General features: G+C 40.5%; 25 protein-coding genes. 8 read left to right on the top strand and 17 right to left on the bottom strand.

What is annotated here, in order from left to right; genetic code table 11:
- Positions 1–23: 23 nt before the first annotated feature.
- Positions 24–983 carry a stage V sporulation protein K gene (gene spoVK / locus C5695_RS08770; RefSeq protein WP_034662129.1) on the bottom strand — a complete coding sequence of 320 codons (960 nt, stop codon included), beginning with the start codon at positions 981–983 and terminating at the stop codon, positions 24–26.
- Positions 984–1,303: 320 nt separating this feature from the next.
- Between spoVK and C5695_RS08765 the strand changes: the two genes are divergently transcribed.
- On the top strand, positions 1,304–2,062 hold the full coding sequence (locus tag C5695_RS08765; RefSeq protein WP_117730391.1) for an N-acetylmuramoyl-L-alanine amidase: 759 nt from the start codon (positions 1,304–1,306) through the stop codon (positions 2,060–2,062).
- A 62-nt stretch (positions 2,063–2,124) separates the two neighbouring features.
- On the opposite strand, the gene C5695_RS08760 is transcribed toward C5695_RS08765, so the two are convergent.
- From C5695_RS08760 to C5695_RS08720, 9 genes are all read right to left on the bottom strand, one after another.
- On the bottom strand, positions 2,125–2,742 hold the full coding sequence (locus C5695_RS08760; RefSeq protein WP_117730390.1) for a hypothetical protein: 618 nt from the start codon (positions 2,740–2,742) through the stop codon (positions 2,125–2,127).
- 84 nt (positions 2,743–2,826) lie between these two features.
- Positions 2,827–3,807, bottom strand: a complete 981-nt coding sequence (gene nrdF, locus C5695_RS08755) for a class 1b ribonucleoside-diphosphate reductase subunit beta (protein ID WP_117730389.1) — start codon at positions 3,805–3,807, stop codon at positions 2,827–2,829.
- 17 nt (positions 3,808–3,824) lie between these two features.
- The gene (nrdE, locus tag C5695_RS08750; protein WP_117730388.1) at positions 3,825–5,927 is read right to left on the bottom strand and encodes a class 1b ribonucleoside-diphosphate reductase subunit alpha; all 2,103 of its coding nucleotides are present in this window, start codon (positions 5,925–5,927) and stop codon (positions 3,825–3,827) included.
- Positions 5,887–6,279, bottom strand: a complete 393-nt coding sequence (nrdI, locus tag C5695_RS08745; protein ID WP_041816236.1) for a class Ib ribonucleoside-diphosphate reductase assembly flavoprotein NrdI — start codon at positions 6,277–6,279, stop codon at positions 5,887–5,889. The genes nrdE and nrdI overlap by 41 nt, the downstream gene beginning before the upstream one ends.
- Before the next feature lie 243 nt (positions 6,280–6,522).
- On the bottom strand, positions 6,523–6,756 hold the full coding sequence (locus C5695_RS08740; protein ID WP_117730387.1) for a hypothetical protein: 234 nt from the start codon (positions 6,754–6,756) through the stop codon (positions 6,523–6,525).
- Positions 6,757–6,835: 79 nt separating this feature from the next.
- Positions 6,836–7,159, bottom strand: coding sequence for a YmzC family protein (locus C5695_RS08735; RefSeq protein ID WP_117730386.1), 324 nt, complete (start codon positions 7,157–7,159; stop codon positions 6,836–6,838).
- A 161-nt stretch (positions 7,160–7,320) separates the two neighbouring features.
- Positions 7,321–7,542: an RNA chaperone Hfq gene (hfq, locus tag C5695_RS08730; RefSeq protein WP_003211269.1), complete on the bottom strand. Its 222-nt coding sequence runs from the start codon at positions 7,540–7,542 to the stop codon at positions 7,321–7,323.
- Positions 7,543–7,567: 25 nt separating this feature from the next.
- Positions 7,568–8,524, bottom strand: coding sequence for a tRNA (adenosine(37)-N6)-dimethylallyltransferase MiaA (gene miaA / locus C5695_RS08725; protein WP_117730385.1), 957 nt, complete (start codon positions 8,522–8,524; stop codon positions 7,568–7,570).
- Between the two features lie 69 nt (positions 8,525–8,593).
- Positions 8,594–8,995: a YmaF family protein gene (locus C5695_RS08720; protein WP_117730384.1), complete on the bottom strand. Its 402-nt coding sequence runs from the start codon at positions 8,993–8,995 to the stop codon at positions 8,594–8,596.
- A gap of 104 nt (positions 8,996–9,099) precedes the next feature.
- Here C5695_RS08720 and C5695_RS08715 point away from each other — a divergent pair, with 104 nt between their 5' ends.
- From C5695_RS08715 to C5695_RS08700, 4 genes are all read left to right on the top strand, one after another.
- On the top strand, positions 9,100–9,342 hold the full coding sequence (locus C5695_RS08715; RefSeq protein WP_117730383.1) for a spore coat protein: 243 nt from the start codon (positions 9,100–9,102) through the stop codon (positions 9,340–9,342).
- Between the two features lie 112 nt (positions 9,343–9,454).
- Positions 9,455–10,003 carry a TetR/AcrR family transcriptional regulator gene (locus tag C5695_RS08710; protein WP_117730382.1) on the top strand — a complete coding sequence of 183 codons (549 nt, stop codon included), beginning with the start codon at positions 9,455–9,457 and terminating at the stop codon, positions 10,001–10,003.
- Complete coding sequence (locus tag C5695_RS08705) at positions 10,000–10,317, top strand: SMR family multidrug efflux transporter EbrA (RefSeq protein ID WP_117730381.1); 318 nt, start codon at positions 10,000–10,002, stop codon at positions 10,315–10,317. The genes C5695_RS08710 and C5695_RS08705 overlap by 4 nt, the downstream gene beginning before the upstream one ends.
- 15 nt (positions 10,318–10,332) lie before the next feature.
- Positions 10,333–10,695, top strand: coding sequence for an SMR family multidrug efflux transporter EbrB (locus C5695_RS08700; protein ID WP_117730380.1), 363 nt, complete (start codon positions 10,333–10,335; stop codon positions 10,693–10,695).
- A gap of 46 nt (positions 10,696–10,741) precedes the next feature.
- On the opposite strand, the gene C5695_RS08695 is transcribed toward C5695_RS08700, so the two are convergent.
- Both C5695_RS08695 and C5695_RS08690 read right to left on the bottom strand, forming a co-directional pair.
- A complete protein-coding gene (locus C5695_RS08695) occupies positions 10,742–11,191 on the bottom strand; it encodes an OsmC family protein (protein ID WP_117730379.1) in 450 nt (149 codons plus the stop codon).
- Positions 11,192–11,267: 76 nt separating this feature from the next.
- Positions 11,268–12,002, bottom strand: a complete 735-nt coding sequence (locus C5695_RS08690) for a poly-gamma-glutamate hydrolase family protein (RefSeq protein ID WP_117730378.1) — start codon at positions 12,000–12,002, stop codon at positions 11,268–11,270.
- A 585-nt stretch (positions 12,003–12,587) separates the two neighbouring features.
- On the opposite strand from C5695_RS08690, the gene C5695_RS08685 reads away from it, so the two are divergent.
- On the top strand, positions 12,588–13,913 hold the full coding sequence (locus C5695_RS08685) for a S8 family peptidase (protein ID WP_117730377.1): 1,326 nt from the start codon (positions 12,588–12,590) through the stop codon (positions 13,911–13,913).
- A 65-nt stretch (positions 13,914–13,978) separates the two neighbouring features.
- On the opposite strand, the gene C5695_RS08680 is transcribed toward C5695_RS08685, so the two are convergent.
- The 4 genes from C5695_RS08680 to C5695_RS08665 all read right to left on the bottom strand — a co-directional run bounded on the left by C5695_RS08680 (position 13,979) and on the right by C5695_RS08665 (position 18,143).
- A protein-coding gene (locus tag C5695_RS08680; protein ID WP_117730376.1) for an IS3 family transposase occupies positions 13,979–15,129 on the bottom strand; the annotation gives its coding sequence in 2 pieces (ribosomal slippage) (positions 13,979–14,856 and positions 14,856–15,129; 1,152 coding nt in all).
- Between the two features lie 163 nt (positions 15,130–15,292).
- On the bottom strand, positions 15,293–16,441 hold the full coding sequence (locus C5695_RS08675) for a Rap family tetratricopeptide repeat protein (RefSeq protein WP_117730375.1): 1,149 nt from the start codon (positions 16,439–16,441) through the stop codon (positions 15,293–15,295).
- A gap of 166 nt (positions 16,442–16,607) precedes the next feature.
- Positions 16,608–17,357, bottom strand: a complete 750-nt coding sequence (locus C5695_RS08670) for a poly-gamma-glutamate hydrolase family protein (protein WP_117730374.1) — start codon at positions 17,355–17,357, stop codon at positions 16,608–16,610.
- A 309-nt stretch (positions 17,358–17,666) separates the two neighbouring features.
- Positions 17,667–18,143, bottom strand: coding sequence for a CarD family transcriptional regulator (locus C5695_RS08665; RefSeq protein ID WP_117730373.1), 477 nt, complete (start codon positions 18,141–18,143; stop codon positions 17,667–17,669).
- 579 nt (positions 18,144–18,722) lie between these two features.
- On the opposite strand from C5695_RS08665, the gene C5695_RS08655 reads away from it, so the two are divergent.
- Positions 18,723–19,124 (top strand): hypothetical protein, encoded by a 402-nt coding sequence (locus tag C5695_RS08655; protein WP_117730371.1) that lies wholly within the window; start codon positions 18,723–18,725, stop codon positions 19,122–19,124.
- Between the two features lie 125 nt (positions 19,125–19,249).
- Positions 19,250–19,786 carry a biofilm surface layer hydrophobin BslA gene (gene bslA / locus C5695_RS08650; RefSeq protein ID WP_117730370.1) on the top strand — a complete coding sequence of 179 codons (537 nt, stop codon included), beginning with the start codon at positions 19,250–19,252 and terminating at the stop codon, positions 19,784–19,786.
- A 200-nt stretch (positions 19,787–19,986) separates the two neighbouring features.
- Here bslA and mutL read toward each other — a convergent pair whose 3' ends face one another.
- Entirely contained in the window at positions 19,987–21,888 is a 1,902-nt protein-coding gene (gene mutL / locus C5695_RS08645; protein ID WP_117730369.1) for a DNA mismatch repair endonuclease MutL, read from the bottom strand.

The following is a 21,888-nucleotide window of genomic DNA, read 5'->3' as shown; positions in this document are numbered from 1 at the left end:
CTTTATGAAAAGGATACGCCATGTTAAGTAGGCGTATCCTCTTTCATTTGCAGATCGTGACTTTTAATCGTGAGCAAATCTTTTTTATCATAATGATCCACAAGCAAGAGTCTCATCGCCTGGGTTCGAATGGCCTTTTCAATCGTGTTTCGTACAAACCGTCCGTTACTGAATTTCGCAGGGCTTGTGGTGCTTTTAATGTGCATTAAATAATCTCGTAGCTTCCATTCAGCTTCTTGGGTAAATATATATTCTCTGTCAGCCATCATTCGCTTGGCAATATCCATGAGCTGATCGACGGTATAATCAGGAAAGCTAATATTAATTGGAAATCTTGATTGAAGGCCGGGGTTTAAAGAGAGAAAATGATCCATTTCCTTAGAGTAGCCAGCAAGAATGAGAATAAATTCGTGCTGTTTGTCCTCCATATGTTTTACTAGGGTATCAATCGCTTCTTTCCCAAAATCCTTTTCTCCCCCGCGGGCAAGAGAATAGGCTTCGTCGATGAACAAAATGCCACCTAGTGATTTTTTAATTAATTCCCTTGTTTTTTGAGCAGTATGACCAATGTACTCTCCGACAAGATCTCCGCGTTCCGCTTCAATTAAGTGACCCTTTGAGAGGACATTCATTTCAAAGAAAAGCTTCCCGACAAGCCTTGCAACCGTTGTTTTCCCTGTGCCTGGATTCCCTTTGAACATCATATGAAGCGCTTGTTTCCCTACCTTTAACCCTTGTTCCTGCCTTTTTTGATTGACAAAGATCCAAGCATAAATCTCTTTTATGTTTCGTTTCATTTCATCCATACCGACAAGGCTGTTCATTTCACGCTCTATTTCCCGTAAGATGCTGTGTTTCGCCTCATTTTTCTGTAAGGCTTCCAAGTATTCTGCCTCTGAGTCTGCATCAACCAGTACTTGTTTTTGTCCGTTAAGTATAATATTGATTTGGCCGTTGTTTTTATATGTGACAGCTCGCTCCAACGTATTCACCTCTCGCTCTTCTCTCTTTATTCTATTCGGGTGGAGCTGTAATCGTGACAATCGCCCGCTTAAGCCCAAGTTTGCTGTCAAAATGACCCGAGATACCGAACATTGTAGGGATTTCTGCGGTTTCCCAGGAAATGATGTGCTATTTCCATTGTATTCATCCATTTTGGGCGGACAAACCAACAATTTGCTTTTTCTTAGAAAAATGTAGCTTTCTCATCATCAATTGTGCAGAAAAGAGTCTCAATGATTTCCGCATTTTGTACAGGCAATTCTGCTATTTCCTCATAAAATAAAGATGAGGTGATGAATAGATGGTGAAAATTTTTATTGATCCTGGCCACGGAGGAACAGATTCTGGAGCTAGTGCTAATGGACTTTTGGAGAAAAATATCACACTTCAAATCGCAATTTTACTGAGAGACATTTTGATTAGTGAATATGATGGGGTTTCCGTCCGCTTAAGTCGTTCAATTGACCAATCCGTCACTTTGTCCCAGCGTACAAGTGCAGCAAACAGCTGGGGAGCTGACTATTTCTTATCTATTCATATTAATGCAGGCGGGGGTACAGGTTTTGAAAGCTTTGTGTATCCTGGCGTTTCAGCACCGACCACCACGTATCGCAATACCCTTCATGATGAAATTGTTCGCTCGGTGGATTTTGCCGACCGCGGCAAGAAAACAGCGAACTTCCACGTTCTTCGAGAAACTTCTATGCCCGCTATTCTAACAGAGAATGGTTTCATCGATACGACAGCTGATGCAAATAAACTTCGCAACGCGACCTTCCTTCAAGGCATCGCTCGTGCTCATGCCACTGGATTAGAGAAAGCCTTTCAACTGAAAAAAAAAGCAAGTAATCTTTATAAAGTACAGGCTGGCGCTTTCAAGGTGAAAGCCAATGCGGATGAATTAGTATCCACACTGAAATCCAAAGGCTTTGACGCCTTTGTTGTATTAGAAGGCGGTATGTTCCGAGTACAGGCCGGGGCTTTTCGTACAAAGCAAAATGCGGATCACCTTGTCGCAAAATTAAAACAGGCTGGTCACGACGCATTCGTTTTCCAATAAGCTAAAGCTGTTATAACAAAAAAACCGGCTCAAGTCTGCTGCTGAGCCGGTTTGTTGTTTATTTATGCTAGGATGTTCACGACAAATTGAGACCACGTTTCAAGTCGGTCGAAGTATTCAGGTTTTTTTAAGTCTGCTGCTTTCATCCATTTACCTGCAATTTGATCTGTTTCTTTTACTTCCACATGAGCACCTGGCGTTAATTCAAGTGCTGATAACAATCCAATGTGCACACGGCCGACACTATTGTCATCGTCATTGATTAACCCAAGGGTTTTCATCTCAAGTTTATCTTCTTCTTGAATAGAAAGTTCCTCGTCCAGCTCACGATCCGTATTCTCTTTTAGAATCTCAGCAAAGTTTTTCCCTTCGATGAAATTCATGTGACCGCCAAAACCAAGGGATAACTTATGATGTAACCGAGTCTCTCCCCCGCCTTGAAGCCTTTCATATACATACACTTCATCCTCACGCTTAATCACAACATAAGGAATCGGCTGCTTGAAGTCAGGATTTTCTTCCGCATCGCCTCGGCGCATCTGCTCGAAATGCTCTTCGATCTCTTTCATGACCGTGTTGATTGTTTTCTCTTCACTATTTACACCATTAAACGCAAGTGTCTCATTTTGGAACACATGCGCGCGCGGTGCGACTAGTATGATTTCATCCATTTTTCCCATGTTCGGTATCCTCCAGTATGTAGCACGTTGTATGAAATGGCAAAAAGCCAAAACGAGTGATGCGTTTTGACTTTTATGCTTTACTTATGATTCATCTCCAAAGAAGAAATCATCATCTTTTAACGGCTCAACTGTTGCTTTTTTGTAGCCGTTCCCTTTCATTGAGAAGAAGTCATGTGACTTTGTTTTTGTATTAAGTCCGTTCAATACAATTGGGTTAATCTCTTCTTCTTCAAAGTAAGGGGCAAATCCAAGGTTCATTAACGCTTTATTGGCATTGTAACGAATGAACTTTTTCACATCATGCGATAAATTGACTTGGTCATAAATATCTTCCGTATAATGAAGCTCATTTTCATAAAGCTCGTTCAAAAGGTCAATTGAGAAATCATATAGCTCTTTTTGCGTTTCAGGTGTTTGTTTGTTGTAAATTTCTTGCGCTAATAATCCAACGTACACACCGTGAATCGCTTCATCACGCAAAATCAAGTTAATGATTTCACCGCTTTGCATGAGCTTTCCTTGTCCATAGAAATAAAGCGGGTAGTAAAAACCACTGTAAAATAGGAAGCTTTCTAAATAGACAGAAGCAACCATTGCTTTAAAGAGGGAAATCGGATCGTCCTTTTGAATCGAACGGTATAATCCGACAATCATATCTGCTTTCTTTTGCAAGAATTTATTCTTCTTGACCCATTCAAACACTTCACTGATTGTTTCAGTTGGCGCAAGGGTCATGAAGATATTAGAGTATGATTTGGCATGTACCGCATTTTCCATCATTGCCATAAAGTTTAGTACCGCTTTACGCTGATGGCCGTCCACATGTTCAGCCACAATCGGCATCCCTGTATTTCCTTGTTCTGTATCAAGTAAAGTCAGTCCAGCAAGTACCTTCATGTACGTATCTTGTTCTTTTTCGCCTAAATATTTCCAAGTTAAAAGATCCCCGTTTAAGGAAATCTCTTCAGGAAGCCAGAATTGCTTCACATTTTGGTTGTAGAACATTTGTGTAAAATCGTCTTCGTGTTTTGACCAGTTGGCTGCATCATAAATTTTTGTCACGTTAAACTCTCCTTTAATCAAACAACACAAGAAAGACAGCCTTCCTGCCCTGTATCCTTCGTTCTTGCATAATAAAGTGTCTTAATGCCTTTATGGTGTGCATACAGATCGATGCGGTTTAAATCACGCGTTGTCATCGTATCTTTCAGGAATAGTGTAAAGCTGATTCCTTGATCGACGTGCTGCTGAATCGTTGCAATCATATCAACCACTTTAAACATGTCCATATCATACGCTTCTTTATAGAAGAACCAGTTTTGCGCTGAAAGACCTGGCATTGGGTAATATGTTTTGCTATTGCCATATGTTCTTTCTTCGATACGTTCCATAATTGGCATCACAGAGGCTGTTGCCGATTGCACATAGGAAATGGAACCTGTTGGCGCAATACATAAACGGTAGCTATGGTACATACCATTTTCCGCTACAAAGTCTTTGAGTGCTGCCCAGTCTTCTTTTGTTGGAATGTGCATGCCTTCAAATAGCGCTGCTGCTTTCTCTGTTTTTGGTGTGAAATCATTCTCCACGTATTTATTGAAGTACTCGCCCGTTGCATAGCCAGAGCCTTCATAACGATGGAATGTTTCTCCTTTTTCTTTTGCAAGTTCACTTGAACGTTTAATGGAATAATAGTTCACCATCATAAAGAACGTATTCGCGAAATCTCTTGCTTCTTCACTTTCATAAGCCATTTGGTTTTGAGCTAAATAACCGTGAAGGTTCATCGCGCCAAGCCCAATTGATTTCATCGCTTTGTTCGCTTTTCGAACAGCTGGTGCGTTGCGGATGTCTGTTGTTTCAGATACAAGCGTTAGTGAGTCTGTTGCAAGTTTGACCGTTTTTTCGATCGATTTGTTTTTCATGACATTCATGATATTTAATGAACCAAGGTTACAAGAAATATCAAGACCAATTTCATCTTCTTGATCATAGTCCGCGTAAGAAGAGACCTCTGAAGCTTGTAGCACTTCTGAGCAAAGGTTTGAGAATTTCACTCGTGAAATATGGTTCAATGCATGCTCTCTATTCACATTATCTTGGAACATGATATATGGGTAGCCTGATTCAGAGCGCAGAACAGCCAATTTTTCAAGAAGTTTTCTCGGATTGACTTTTTCTTTTTTGACTTTCGGGTTTTCTACAAGCTGGTCATACATTTCTTCCATGTCCATCTCATCAAGATGCTGTCCATATTCTTTATAGACTGTGTGCGGATAGAAGGTATAAGCTGTTTTATCTTCTCTTGCAAGCTCAATAAATTTGTCCGGGATGACGACACCGATGGACAATGTTTTCACACGAACATCTTCATCCGCAGAGATTTTTTTCGTATCTAAGAAATCATTGATATCTCTGTGGAAAATGTTAAGGTAGGCACTGCCTGATCCTTGTCTTTGTCCCATTTGATCTGCATATCTGAATGCATTATCAAGGAGCTTCATCACGCCGACGACGCCTTTTGTCGCATTTTCAACGTCTTTAATTGCTTCGCCTTTTGCACGAAGTTTTGAGAGGTTCAAACTGACGCCTCCGCCTAGTTTTGAAAGCTGCATTGAGATATCAATTGCTCTCGAAATATCGTTTAATGAGTCATTCACTTCAAGCAAGAAGCAGCTCACAAGCTCACCGCGTCTTTTACGTCCAGCGTTTAAGAATGTTGGTGTACTTGGCTGGTACTCCTGATTGATCATCAGTTCTACAAACTCAAGAGCTTTTTCTTTATCTCCGCCCGCAAAGAAAAGCGCTACAACTGAAATGCGGTCTTCATAGCGTTCAAGGATTTTCTTTTTATCATTTGTTTTCAGTGCATAGTCATTGTAAAACTTAAACGCACTCATGAATGACGGGAATCTAAATTTCTTAGCATAAGCAGCTTCGAATACTTCTTTAATATCTGCCATGCTGTATTGTCTTAAAAATTCTTCCTCATAGTAGTCGTTTTCTATTAAGTAATCAATCTTCTCTTCTAAGTTGTGAAAGAAGACCGTGTTTTGATTAATGTAATCTACGAAATAACTATGTACAGCTTCTTTGTCCTTATCGAACTGAAACTTTCCTTCTTTTTGAATCATAATCTCGTTATTTAATTGTATCCACTTTGGAACCTGATTTTGTGACAATTCTTTCTACCTCCTGTGTAAACAATTCAACATCCCTTTTTGTTCCGCTTAGTTCAAAGGTGTGCAAAATAGGAACTTGATATTGTTTAGAAATCGTATCGGCGCTTTTTGCAAAATTATCTCCCCACACTTTGTTTCCACTCACCGCTACACCTAGTAATAGGTGAGCATTTTTCTCTAAAAAGGACTGAGTGGTACTAGGAACTTGTCCAAATCCTGTCGTAAAGGTGACGAGAATAAACGGCGTATCCAAAAACTCTTCTCCAGTCAATTTCTGTTTGTCCGTAAAAGGGGTCTTGTCCAAAAAGCGTTGAACATTTCCTGTTTTTGAATCAAATACGATTTGAATCAATTCCATCACGACCTACTTTTTAGTATTGTTGATCATTTCGCTATCCACTATATATAGTATACTATGTTTTTTCAAAACACAACATATAGATGTTCAAAACGAAAAAAATCAACCAACCCGACCGAACATTCATAGCCGAACTCGTACGTTCAAATAAATAGAGCAGAACAGAATCTAAAAATAGACTGCTCTACTCCCTATTCAACTGAAACCGAAATCTATCATAACACGAAAAAAAATCGCTTAGTAGACTAGACTTTTTGTTTTATTTTTGTAGGCGTCGCACTGTAAATCTTCTGACACTTCTGTAATTTCCACTTCAACACCTAATTCTTTTAGCACCGCTTCAAGCGCAGAGACGATTGAAGCTTCTCTGACTAACTCTTTTCCATTTACAGAAACGCTTGTTCCATATTCGAAACAGGAGTCGTCTTCACAAGTTTGTTCCCAATGATTAATTTTAATTTTGTGTGTCATGAACTCATCCTTTTCTGTCTAGATGTCTGATGCATGATTATAGTGTAGCGACTTCACATTCATTTGTAAATTTACGTGCTTACTGTTCTTCAGAAATATCATCATCTTCGTCCCATTCATCTATGTACTTCGTTTTAATGAGGGTCAGTTCTCCCTCTTTTTCATCAAACCGGTACACATGTACTTCATCATCTTTCACAACAGCAAAGTGGTTATTTTTTAGTGCAACCGCTGATTGTAATAGGCCATCTATATCTCCAGTATCATCTTGATTAGAATAGTTATGCCAGCTTTCCTGTCTCGATTCAATGTTTGATATAGCGCACGATCCAAATAAGACAACAACCCCAATTAATAGAAGGATCACTCTAATCCTTCTTAATTCAAGCTCTGCATTTTCCATCTCATTCCCCTCACCTTTCCCTATATCCAATAAGGAATTATACGCAAAGGAGACAGGAAAGTTTCACGGCATGCAAAATAGCCCCTCTGCACTGACAAAAAACGTAGCGGGTTCCAGCCGGTTATTCGCAGGTGCATGGGGGCTATTAGGTAGAACGTATCCTATTCTAATTCTAGATTTACATTCTTTTGAGGAGCAAATGTAGAGATGGCATGTTTATAAATAAGCTGCTGCTTTCCTTCTGTTTCAAGCAGCACCGTAAAATTGTCAAACCCTTTCACTTGACCGCGAAGCTGAAAGCCATTCAGTAAGAATACTGTAACAAATGTATTATCTTTGCGGATTTGATTCAAAAATTGGTCCTGAATATTAATCGGTTTCATGTTTCGTCCTCCTTGATTCTGATAACTACAGTTTCGCTTTAATTCCAAGCTTTCCTGCTATATATGCGAAAATTTCCTCTTTTTTGTCTGAAAAGTGGCAAGGCGGTGTCATGTCAAACCAAGTGACATCCATTTTATTACGGAACCACGTGAATTGACGCTTCGCATATCTACGGGAATTTTGCTTTAATTGCTGGATGGCTTCATCAAGTGAGCATTCACCTTGAAAATACGCATACAGCTCCTTATAACCAATCGCTTGAACCGACTGGCAATCCTTCAAGCCAGATTGATAAAGCGCGCTCACTTCTTCAATTAAGCCTTCACCTATCATCATATCAATTCTTTGATGGATGCGCTCGTACAAAAGCTCTCGATCCATGTTAAGCCCAATAAAGGCTGTATCATAAAGAGGAACTTCTTGGTGCCCGTTTTGCATCTCCGACATTTTTTGACCTGTTGTATGAATCACTTCTAGCGCCCGAATCACGCGGCGGACATTATTCGGATGAATGGCTTTTGCAGCATCAGGATCTACTGCCTTTAGCTTTTCGTGCAGCAGAAGGGGACCATGTTGCTGTTCAAACAGCGCCATTTCTTCTCTAAAAGCAGGGTCACTCTTCTCGTCTGTAAATGTATAATCATATAAAACAGACTGGATATACAAACCTGTTCCGCCGACAATCATGGGCGTTTTCCCTCTAGCGGCAATCTCTTTAATTTTCATACGAACTAGCTGCTGAAATTCAGCTGTAGAAAAGGATTCGTCCGGTTGTTTAATATCAATTAAGTGGTGCGGAACACCGTCCATTTCTTCAGGGGTGATTTTAGCTGTTCCAATATCCATCCCTTTATAAATCTGCATAGAATCACCGCTGATAATTTCTCCATTAAATGCTTTGGCGATATGAATGCTCAGTTTTGTTTTCCCGACAGCCGTCGGTCCTACTAATACAATCACTGGTTGTTTCGCTTTTTTCATAACATCACTCTCTTTTACAAACTGCCTACAGTATAGCATAACTTCTCTTGCTCACCTATAGAGAGCCTATCACCAGCCGAGTGGTTCATTTCCAATCACTTCATATGTTTTTCCTTTTAAACGGTGCGTATGTGTTGGCCGCTCCTCGTCGGGACTATAGACGACTCCTCCATACTGAATGGGGACAGGATCGTTATAGGCAGAATACGTGACTTCCTCAATCTCATGATAATGCGTGCCGTCCACTCTCGGTATCGCAGGCCCTGTGATACCGTAGTATCTGTGAAAATGCCCCCTTTCAAAAGAGGTGATCCCTCGATAGTAATGCGTATGCTTGTCAGTGCTGCTTCCATTTACAGGCTGAGAAATACCTTCTATTAAATGATAATGCTCCTCTGTGACATCCGTTCTTGCTTTATAAGCATGAGCATGCGGCGGACATTTTGCCCAATCAGATGGATACAGGCCCATTTTTGACATTCCCCCTTTTATTAGGCGTTCACCCAAACACATATAGGCCATTCGAATACACTGATGTCAGTTACAGTGATTTTATGTGAAAGGAGCCTTTTTTTATGAATTATTATGACGCACCGCCATTTATGCACGAAGACATGAGAAGACCATTTGGCTTTGGACGCCCAGGTTTCGGATTTGGAAGACCTGGATTCGGTTATGGAAGACCTGGATTCTTTGGACCTCCATTTTTAGGTGGTTTTGCTGGTGGTCTACTTGCTGGATCTCTGCTTGCGCCAGGATATGGATACGGCTATGGCTACCCGTATCCACCGCCATACGGACCTTACCCTTATTATTAAATATGACGTTTTAGTGAAAACATCTATTCATGAATTGAATCGATTGACACACTCGTTTTTCATGGGTTAACATTTACTTTACCGACCGTTCAGTAAAGTAGGTGTTTTTTTTATGTCTAAAACCAAAAAAGAGCAAATTTATGATGCAGCTGCCCGCACGATTTTAAAAGAAGGATTAAGCCACCTTACCCTTCAGCAAGTAGCGGAGCATGCAAATATGACCAAAGCGGGTCTGCTTTATCATTTTGCAAGCAAGGAAGAGCTCATCCAAAAAATGAATGAGCACGCGATCCTTTGCTTTCGTCAGCAGCTCGAAACGTATCAAGAAACGAACAAACATGAAAAAGCGCCTTATGTACGTGCATATCTATTGGCCACATTAGATGATCTTGATCGCCAACATACGACCCAGCTATGTACAAGTATGCTGGCGACCATGTCATTTGATGAATCGTTATTGAACCCTTGGCGTGACTTTTATGCGGAATTTAAAGCAAGAGCAGCCGAGGAAATCAACGACCCTGCATTGGCTCAGCTGATCCGACTTGCTTGTGATGGAATATGGTTTTCAGAAATGTTTCAGCTTGAACCGCTGAACCGAGAGGAAAAAACCCTTTTACTTCGACGGATTTTACACCTAATAGAGGAGGGATCATCATGATCCTCGGATATCTTTTTTTGGCTGTTGCTATTTTTTCAGAAGCCATAGGCGCTGTGATGTTAAAGCTATCGAATGGCTTTACACGCTTTAAGCCTAGCGCTATCGTTGTTGCTGGCTATACACTTGCATTTTATATGCTGTCATTGACACTGAACATTATTCCACTTAGCATGTCCTACGCAACATGGTCTGGGGTTGGTACCGTCCTCACGGCTATTTTTGGCGTGCTCTTTTTCAAAGAAACCTTGAACCAAAGAGCAGTCATTGGGATGGCGATGCTTGTCTCAGGTGTCGTACTTTTAAATCTGTCATAAAGGATGTGGAAGATCATGAAAGGAATGCTTTATTTAACAGGAGCCATTTTAACGGAGGTGTTTGGCAGTACGATGCTGAAGCTTTCACAAGGTTTTTCGCAGCTCCTGCCAAGTATTGGAGTGTTGATCGGATTTGGCTGCGCCTTTACCTTTCTCAGTTTGGCACTTAAAACCATTGAATTGTCATCTGCTTATGCGACTTGGTCCGGCGTTGGAACTGCACTTACGGCCCTTGTTGGACTTGTCCTGTTTAACGAAACCATTCATATAAAAGGGTTCATCGGCCTTGCACTTGTGATATGTGGCGTGATTGTCTTGAACTTGTCCAAAAAACAAGAGACCAAGGATAAGATCGATCAAACTGAATGGACGCCATAAAAAAAGTCATTTTCTCCATTAAATAAGAGAAAATGACTTTTTTATTTTACCCGCTAACTTGAATGGTTTCTTCTAAGGAAATGTTCACATTTCCCTGAACAGCTCTTGAGATCATACATGAGCTTTCGGCTTTATGCGCAAGTTTACGGGCCAGCTCAATATCTTGTGCAGAAGCGGATGCTTTAAGGGTGATGATAGGCCGGTGGATGATTTTTTCATATGTGAACACACCATTTGTCACATCGACGACAGCCTCAGAACTCATGATGAGATCCTCTTTCTCTAATTGGCTCCGCTCCATCATAGCGGCAAGTGTAATTATATAACACGTAGCTGCTGCACCTAAAAGCATCTCATCTGGATTTGTTCCAATGCCGGGGCCGTCCATTTCTTTTGGAATTGAAATCTTCGTTTTTAACTGTTCACATGCGATTGTACCTACATCGTTACGCAGACCAGGCCAGCTTGCCTGAAGATGAAAATGATGACGTGCCATATCTGTCTCTCCTTTTGTTATCACTTTTTATAGTGTAACAAGAATTCGCCTCGCTGTCTTAAGATGTGCACACTCCTTACGTGTATTCTTCATCCAGCACTGTTCGAATCGCCCTGACATACCGATAGAACGTCTCGTTTTTTGTACTTGACCGCTGCCGAAAATCGAAACTGTCAAATAACGCTTCACGTTGACTTCTACTAATCTCAAGCTGTACACTTTGCCCTGTTTTTGTAAGATTATTAATATTATGATTGCTCGTTCCGCTTAGGGTTGCGTGTGCAACTGCAAGTTCAGCAGAAAAACCGTTGCGCTCTAATGAGTTCACAATTTTTTCAGCACGGTCGTAGTCTGTTCCGCCAACAAGGGTGTGATCAATTCCCGGCTCCCCTTTATAACCGTGAACAGCTAATACATAATCATGTGCTTTTGCCTGCGCGACTCCGATAGGTTCATCAAAGTTTGTACTTGTAATATGAAGCTCTGATGCATTCTCTCTCAAGCCTTCAAATAAGTACGTAGAAAAATCGTTATCAAAAAAATGGACAATCTCACTAACGCCGCCTTCGATTCTCCCACCATGAGGCGACATCACTAGAAGACGGCTGCCGGGCACTGGATTGGATGTAATGTGATAATGATCTGTTGATTCATTCTCTTCCAGTTCTTTAAAATTGCGATACATATCATTTGAACCGCTTTCGTCTTCTCCACCTGATGACACTGGCTCATCATGTTCCTGTGCTTGCATCGTATAATAGACGCCCCATCCGAGTGCAAGCAGGAGAAGCAAAGCAAAAAACTTCTTCATTCCCGTTCTCCTTTAACAGATTTCTAAGCCGTTTCTATGATTAATACTGAATCATCATTTCTTTTCATTTTTTCCACATTTTCTCTTCAAATTTGATCATAACACTCTGGATCATGAGATTCCTCAAAAATAAGATAATTGCATTTATATACACAGAAACGCCTCTCCTCTTTGAATACAGAGTTAGAATAGTATGACAGACAAATGAAGTTATGTTTAAAATGACCTAGTTCTACCCAGTCTGTTTTCTTTAATTCGGCTTGTTTTTATGTGGATTTGATTTTTTCCCTCTGTGACAAATCACATTTGTATGAGCATTGACCCTGTCTAAACCCCCCTTTTTTCTGCAAAATCTATTGTTCCACTAGTTCTCTCTGAAGAACTCTCCCACCTATCATCGGCAGATTCTACATGTTTTTCACCTTTTTCTATTATTTTACAAAATGTAAGCGCTTTTCTTTTTTAAAGAGAAATAAGTCAGCCGCCAATATGAAAAAAAGGAGGGACAAGAATCCGAACCAAGTAGCTCTCATTCTCATAACGTAAGAGTGTACGAGAATGGATAGCTAGAATGGAGGGCATCACATGTTTGGATTTTCTATGGTGCAAATGGTTAGAACACATGCTAGTAAACTGGATCAGCCTTTAAGAGAGACCGTCCTTCACCTTTATAAACCTTTTAAATGGACGCCTTGCTTTCTTCACCGTTTTTTCGAAGGAAGACTAAAGAAGAGAAAGAAGCTTCGTGTGATCATTGAATATAAGGAAGGGGTGGTCGAAGCAGGTATTCAAAGCACAAAACAATTAATGAAAAAAAGCAGAAAAACAAATATCAAACAGCATTTTTCACATATCGACTGCTGTGCTGCGGAACTAACGCCGGCTGCTTTAGAGGAGCTGTTAGCGAATGGGGAGCATATTCGCAAAATCTATTTGGACCGGCAAGTTCATGCGCTTCTGGATGTGGCCACACAGGCAAGTCATGCTGATGAAGTCATTCGAAACGGTACAACTTTGACAGGAGAAGGCATTACAGTCGCTGTCATTGACACCGGTATTTATCCGCATGAAGATGTAGATGGGAGAATTCGAGATTTTGTGGATTTAGTCAAGCAAAAAACGAAGCCTTATGACGATAACGGGCACGGTACTCACTGCGCTGGAGATGTAGCTGGAGACGGTGCCGCTTCAGACGGCTTTTACAAAGGACCTGCCCCAAAAGCGAATTTAATTGGCGTGAAAGTGTTAAATAAACAAGGGGCTGGATCGCTTTCTACTATTATAGAAGGTGTTGAATGGTGCATCCAGTTCAATGAAGATCACCCTGATGATCCGATTCATATTATAAGTATGTCATTAGGTGGAAATGCCCAGCGTTATGATAACGAACAAGACGATCCGATGGTGCGTGCTGTCAATGCTGCTTGGGACCAAGGCATTGTTGTCTGCGTCGCTGCCGGAAACTCTGGTCCTAACAGCCAAACGATTGCAAGCCCTGCTGTTAGCCAAAAAGTCATTACAGTTGGCGCCTTCGATGACCGGAATACACCAGAATCAAACGATGATATCGTCGCACCATTTTCGAGCAGAGGTCCCACTGTTTATGGGGAAACAAAGCCTGATATTCTCGCTCCAGGAGTAAACATCGTCTCTCTTAGATCACCAAGGTCCTTTCTAGATAAACTCGATAAATCAAGCAGAGTAGATGACGATTACACAACACTATCTGGCACATCTATGGCAACGCCGATTTGTGCTGGAATTTGTGCTCTTTTATTAGAGCATTCACCACATTTAACGCCTGATGAAGTCAAAACCTTGTTAAAAGAAAATACGGGCAAGTGGTCTGGGGATGACCCGATGATTTATGGAGCAGGTGCCATTGACGCTAAAAAAGCCATCAAGGAATAAATAAAAAAAGCCCTTTACGTTGATTGGGACTGACCCCCGTTTTTGAGACAGGGATCAAAACACCTTTATACAGCCAATTGCCGATAGTTTATCGGTGATTGGTTGTTTAGTTTCGTTTGAATACGAATGTTGTTATAATAATAAATGTATTCTTTGACAGTGCGTTCTACGATGGTGGTCGTAGTTCGATCAATCCTGTTAAGATAGAACGTTTCAGACTTTAGTGAGGAATGAAACGATTCGATGGAGGCATTATCAGCGGGTGTCCCTTTACGGGACATACTCATGGTAATGCCTTTTATATGAACAGCTTTCTGATACTCGTAAGATGTATACACAGAACCTTGATCGCTATGTAACACGCAGTTCTTAGGCAATGCTGGTAGCTGATCAAGTGTGTTTAAGATAAAGTCTGTATCCTGCTTATCACCAATATTAAAAGCAATCACTTCTCCATTATACAAATCCAATATACTGGAAAGGTACAATGGTTTCTGTCCATAAGGCAAATACGTGATGTCCGTTACTAGTTTTTCAAGAGGGCGATCAGACTGAAAGTTCCGATCCAGTATGTTTCCGGCCACGGCATAGGGCTGCCCATTCTTCTTACGCTTTTTCATTTTAACACGGCATTGCCACTGGTTTTTCTGCATGATACGTTGAACAGTTTTATGGTTAATACGCATTCTCATTTTTAGTATGGCTGTGATTTTTCGATATCCATATCGATACTTGTGCTTTCGGCACAACGTGCCGACCTGTTTCTCTAGTTGTCTTTTAGATTGATTCTGATTCAGCTCCTTTTTCCATCTATAATACGAAGTGCGTAAGATGCCTAAATGGACACAAACGTCCTGTACCGTCATCGTTTTGCGAAATTCTTCTACCAGTTTGATTGACGTTTCCTTATCAACTTCCTTTCCAATTCGTTGTACTTTTTTAAAATTTCATTCTGTTGGCTCAGATAACGATTTTCCGCCTGCAGTCTCTCTAATTCGGAAGAGTACTCGGGACCCTTTCCATAGGTATATTGTTTTCCAACAGGCTGTTCGAACCGGTGTGTATCCCCAGCCTTATGCCACCTCATCCAGGTCTGAACCTGCGTCTTATTCTTGATATTCAATTCCTGCAAGATTTCTTTCATAGGTACGCCTGCCAATCTCATTTCTACAGCCTTCTGTTTGACTTCAACCGGATAACTCACTCTTGTCCCCATAGAAAAAACACCTCCATGTTTTATTTCGGATCACAACGATCCGTTTTGAAACTTGAAGGTGTTTTTTATTTGTCTCATTTTATGGGGTCAGTCCCATTCGTAAAGGGTGTTGTTTGTCTGTTGTTATGTGTGAAGTCTTTCTTCTACTTGAGCAGCTGACATGTTATGCTTCGTTCTCATACATCTCATCTCCTTTTTGAATGTGCTTACGCGCTTCAATCACAATCTCAAAAAAAGTGGAGGATTCCTTGTACATGTCGCGTTCCTTATAATAATTAGCCGCATCAAGTGCTAATTCCTCTAAATCAGCAAACATTTTTTTGCTTCGCAGACCAAACAGAGCTGACCTTAATTGCTCGCAGTTGTCTTTTTCTATATAGAGCGCCTGCAAAAATTGGAATTTCAACTGATAAAGTTCATCTCCCAATAAACAAGCTTCGTTGATTCCTTCACGTATAGCCTCACCTGCTCGCTGGATATCCCCGAGTTTAAAGCAAGTAAGGGCAAGTGAAAACAACGAATTGATCATCGTAGATGCTTGATCTTTCTGATAAAGGGAAATAGCTTGTTCAAAAAAGACAGTCGCTGTATGGTACGTTCCCATACTATAATGACAAGTCCCTAAGTTATTAAGAGCCATCGCTTTAAAATAAGATGTGCATTCTTGTCGTTCCATCGCTTCACAGACCTTTAACGCTTTTTCTAAGTAAGGAAGCGCCTTTTGGTGTTGATTCACATCAATCAAATTACCTGCCATGACAAAATCACATTGAATGCTTCTTTTTCCATAAAGCTGATGTTTTTTATAAATGTCTCTCGCCTTTTTAGCATAATGCATAGAGAAATACGTTTGTTTCATATGATAGTATACTTCAGCGATTTTATAGTAAAATTCTGCTTTTTCAATCTCATCTGTCACTAAGATCAGTTGATGTTCCGCATGCTTGTAGTATGAAATGGCCTCGATATACCTACGCTGGATAAACGCATACATTCCATGAAAAAAATGAAAGTAATAGCCGAGTAAGCCTGTCATCTCATCTTCTCCATCTTCCATTTCTTTAGGAAAAGACACCGCTTGAAGTGTTTCACTCCCAGCATGGACTGGCGTTAAGTGCTGAAGCATCATCTGATGGCGAAAATCCATGAGCGAATAATATAGAAGTAAATCTTGATCCTCTTCCATCTCATGAATTTCTTCTTCAACAAGGCGCTTCATGTCGTTTGCTTGTTCGACTTCAAATTTGCAAATATGCGTGTACCATTGATTGATCTTTACACCTACTTCGGAAGATGGTATTTTGTGTGCCATCCACTTCAGCCCCATTCTATCATATCAAACTGATAACTATTATTTTACATAATTTATGTTTTCAAGGCAAATTGTAAGTTATTACATATTTTATGTTCAATTCGCATATTTCTATCTTTTTTACCAAGTTTAAATAGAGTACTTTTGCCCATCAAAACGATTTTTTCTACGAAGATGGATCAAATTCTCTTAATACTTCTTTTAAAGCACGGATATAACGTCTAAATGCTTTTTTCTTTCCTTTTCTCGTATCAAAATCGTCAAAAAAGGCTTCTCTCTGCGCCGTGCTAATTTCTAGCTGAACACTTTCACCGCTCGCATTTCGATTGTTAATATTTTTAGGGTCTGTTCCAGAAAGTCGTTCGCCTTCTTGCACCATTTCTGCGGAAAACCCTCGATCTTTTAATTCTCGTACTACCGCTCTTTGCATTTTTTCGTTTGTTCCGCCCACTAGTGTGTGTTTTCTATCACTTTTATAACCGTGGATGGAAATGGAGAAGGGATACGTTTTAATCATTTGAACCAATATCGGTTCATCAAACTTGGTGCTCGTAATATGCAAATCACGATTATTGTCTCGTTTCGTCCCTTCAAACAAATACGTAGAGTACCTTTCTTGAAATGCTTCTACAATTTCACTTGTTCCTGGTTCAATTTCCCCTCCATGAGGAGAAAAGACGAGTAAATCACTTCCGCCCTTTTCATGAAATTCTATCTCATAACCTTCTCTTTCATGTCGGATGAGCTGTTTAAAGCTTTCATATTGATCCCCTTTTTTTCGTTCTTTTTGATATTTTTCTACCTCTTCATGATGTTGTTTTTGCTCTTTTTTTTCTTGAATAGAATGGCTGCATTTCACCATTAAAAGAGCACACAGGATCAGAAAGATGAATCCACATATCAGTAGTCTTTTCATTTCACCGCTCCTCTTCATTCTCTTAGGTGTCATCTTATCGCATTATTTTACTATCAATAGCTAAAAGATTTCAAAGATTGTCCGGCTCATTTGAAGGAATCAGGAGAACTTACCTGTTTTTTATGCTGCCCTAGGTATTTTTAACTTCTTTGAATCATTCGTCATCTAAGTAAAAACTACATCGAATGACCTTATTTTAGTTTTAGTTAAAATCACCTACAAAATTGGAAATATTCTTCTGCTTTCAAATAAAAAAAGCTGTAAACAAAGGGCGTGCCCTTCTGTTTACAGCCATTTACTGTATATCCATCATAAAACTCTTAGTTCATTTTCTAAAGCAGTCAGCACTTCATCTTGCGACAGTCCTTGTGCAAGTGAAATCTCACTCACTAACATGCCTCGTGCATCTTCAAGCATCTTCTTTTCACTTGAATTTAATGCTTTCTTCTGATTTCGTCTCATCAGATCTTTGACAACGTCTGCACCATCTTCGATCGCACCTGTTTTTAGCTTTTTCAGATTTTCATCATATCGTTGCTTCCAAGTAAGCGTGTCGTCGTTTGTTTCTTCTGCAAAATTGTTCATCACAACTTTCAGCGTTGCTTGATCTGCTACCGGACGTATACCTAGTTGATTGATTCTGCCTCTCGGGATCATCATCTGCATATTCGGCATTTGAATCAGAAAATATTCCTCCGTCTTACCTAAAATCTCTTTTTCTTCCATTCCTTCAATCACACCGGCTCCATGCATTGGATAAACAATTTTATCACCTATTTGAAACAAATCCGCCACCTCCGAAAGTATTCACAATATGATTATAACACATTTCATCAGAGGATAAAAATTTATATTTTATCATGTTATTTTAGCACTAGTCAATTCTTTTTATTTGAGTTTTTTCAGAAAAAGCCTTTTTTACAAAAGAAGCACCACCATCCAGTCCCCTTGTCTTATTCTTGCATATACTAGCATTGAGTCACATTTAGGAGGGATGACAATGTACAAATGCAAATGCAAGTGCAAACATTCCCACTCAAACTATTATAAAAAGCATGACGATCATTGCCATGTTGATCCATGTAAAGAAAAAAAGTTTTATCATAAAAAAGATGATTGGTTTGAGAGCGATTTTTGGGATACTTCTAGAAGCTACGATCCCTATTATTATCCTAAAAGTGTCTGTAGCAGCTGTAAGAAGCGTCGTAGAAAAAGACACAGCTTCTCTTTTTAGCATCTGACGCTTTCATCTGCTTTTCGTTTTCCCGGCTGAAATAGCCGGTTTTTTTCTTTCGTGTGGATAGGCTCATGAAGCGGATCATGCTCATAGAATATGGCAACCTGACAAAAAGGATGAGATATAAAATGAACAATACGAATAGCCAGATGAATCATTATCATCAAGGGAATCCTTACCATACTTTTGAAAATGTGTATACAGCCAACCATGAGCATATGATGGCGCCGAACATGAATGACCCTATGAATATGCCAAACCATTATCATCACGTTAAAAAAGATAAGTACAGTGGTCACTATCCGCATCATCATTCAGCCTATTCGCCGTATTCAAACCAGTATGATGCCTTTTCACATGTTCCGATGAAAGATCACTATCATCATGGTCACTATGGTGGATACGGAATGATGCCAAATCATCCATACGGATATCAAGATATGCAAATGATGATGCCGCCAAATCAGCAAATGCCAGGTCATGGTTATGGAATGAACCAACCAAATTTACATTTCCCCCGCTATTACTAGATCAAAGTGACAAAATAAGGGTATAATATACCATTTAATACCATATAGGAATATGGTAACCTTATAGGTAAATAATGGATGAAATCATCTGTTATTTACCTATAATCAACAAGGGGGAATGAGTAATGAAAAAAACATGGACAATTCTCATGATGGGGATGCTCACACTGGTCATGGCATTATCAGTACCGCTTGCCGCATCCGCAGAAGGAGCCAAAACGGAGGATGGCAAAGCATCAACCAATGCAAGACCAGCTGAACTTTATGCCAAAATTACAGGTACAAGTAAGCAGGAATGGTCTTTCTCTGACATTGAGCTGACGTACCGTCCAAATTCTGTTTTAAGCATCGGTGCCATTGAGTTCACATTGCCTGCAGGCTTTCAAGCGACAACAAAAGACATCTTCAACGGTAAAGCATTAAAAGACAAACACATTTTGAACAACGGAAAAACGGTCCGCATTCCGGGTAGATTCGATTTATTAGGAAGCTCACAATATAAATTACAACTTTCACATAAAGTACTTCCTGCTGCAGGTACATATACATTCCGTGCAGAAAACCGTGCGCTCAGCATTGGTTCCACATTTTATGCAGAAGATACATTGGATATTCAAAAGCGACCAATAGTCGTTACACCACCAAATCCTTGTGGATGCTAAATAAAAAATCGCTCCATTAAGAGCGATTCAGATTGTTGACAAAGGGCTAAAATGATGTTTATTTTAGCCCTTTGTCTTCTTTTCAGCGTGACATGAAAACCTTTGAAGTCTAGGAAGCACGAGCACCGGAGCGCAGACCTGACAAAGAATGCGAGGGTTTGTCTACACGCTGAATCGCTCTATTGAGCGTCTTTATTTGATCACATCACCCGTTTAAACATTTTCTCCATTTCATATGTCGAATGATGAATGATGATCGGCCGGCCGTGCGGGCAGGTGAAAGGGTCCTTTGTTTGCCGGAGTTCATCTAATAGGGCTTTGATTTCATCATTTCTCAAATGACGATTTGCTTTGATAGAGCCTTTGCAGCTCATCATGATCGCTGCTTCTTCTCTCAATTTTTTGATATCAACACGCTTTTCATCAAGCACTTGTTGAATGATCTCTTCAATCAGTTCAGCCTCTTCCCCTTTCGGAAACCACTGGGGGTGCGACCGAACAATGTAGCTACCTGAACCGAAAGGCTCTAAGAAGACGCCCACTTTCGTTAGAATATCTTTATGCTCTTCAATAATGAGCATATCGTTTTTCGAGTAGTGAAATGTCAATGGGACGAGCATTTCTTGCACTTCCTGTTCGATCTCTCCAACCTTCTCACGATAATACTCATACTTGATTCGCTCCTGGGCCGCATGCTGATCGATAATATAAAGCCCTCGTTCATTTTGAGCCAATATATATGTTCCGTGCATTTGTCCGATTGGATACATGACAGGAACCCGTTCATTTTCTGAAATGATGTCTGTCACTTCTTCTTTCAGTACCGTCTCTTCATATTCAAGTGAAGCTGCGGATTCCTCTAAATGAACACTCTCAGGTGGCGCTTCTTCATAAAATGCAGGTGATAACGTCTCTCTCTTTTCCTGCTCAAGCAGCCCATATGTGCCGGTCTGACTTGTCTCATATACAACTGATTCGAGCGGCTCAGGCTGATAGGAAAGTGGTGTTTCCGTTTGGCTTGGCTTTCCTTGTTTCGCATCAAAGGTTAAGGATTGCTGCTCATTTTTGATAGCTGGCATTGGTGCTTTCTTTGGCACGGAAGCACTTGGAATGAGCTGTTGCTTTTGAAAAACGCCCTTAATACCTTGTTTGATCAGCTCATGAAGTTCCTGCTCTTTACTTAGTCTCACTTCAAGCTTCGAAGGGTGCACGTTCACATCCACCAAAATGGGGTCCATCTTCATCTCTATAAATGTAATCGGATGGCGGCCAATCGGCAGCAGCGTATGATACCCTTCATGGATCGCTTTTACGAGAGGGAAATGTTTGACATATCTGCCGTTCACAACAGAAGACATATAATTCCGTGATGCCCTTGTCACTTCTGGTAATGAAATATATCCTTTCACTTCAAAATCAAGTGATTGCACATGCAGCGGCACCATTTTTTTCGCCACAGCTGTCCCGTAAATGGCCGCAAGCACATGCCGCACATCTCCGTTTCCATTCGTTTGAAGTAGAACTTTTCCTTGATGTCGCAAGCGAATCGATACTTCTGGATGAGCTAGCGCAATTCGATTGACGACATCCGAGATGTTGCCAAGCTCCGTATGAACGGTTTTCATGTATTTTAAGCGGGCGGGTGTATTGTAAAATAAATTGGTGACGATCATCTCCGTGCCGCGTCGGCCAGAGGTTTTTTTCTCTGAAATGATCTTTCCGCCTTGCAGAGCCAGGTGTGTCCCGGCTCCTTCACCAGTACTAGTTTTCATTTCTAAATGAGAGACGGATGCGATACTTGGCAGCGCCTCTCCCCTGAATCCGAGCGTTCTGACACGGAACAGGTCATTCTCATCTTTGATTTTACTCGTTGCATGGCGCTGAAAGGCGAGCTTACAATCTTCAGCATCGATTCCAACACCATTATCAATGATTCTAATCGAAGAAAGACCTGCTTCTTCTACATCGATTTCAATCACCGTACTACTGGCATCGATCGCATTTTCCACAAGTTCCTTGACGACAGAAGCTGGGCGCTCGACTACTTCACCTGCAGCAATTTTATTGGATAGGTCATCGGATAACTGAATAATCTTTGTCAT

Source organism: Bacillus pumilus, from assembly GCF_003431975.1.
In the GTDB taxonomy this organism is placed as follows: Bacteria; Bacillota; Bacilli; order Bacillales; family Bacillaceae; genus Bacillus; species Bacillus pumilus_N.
This window is presented reverse-complemented; position numbering and strand designations above follow the sequence as displayed.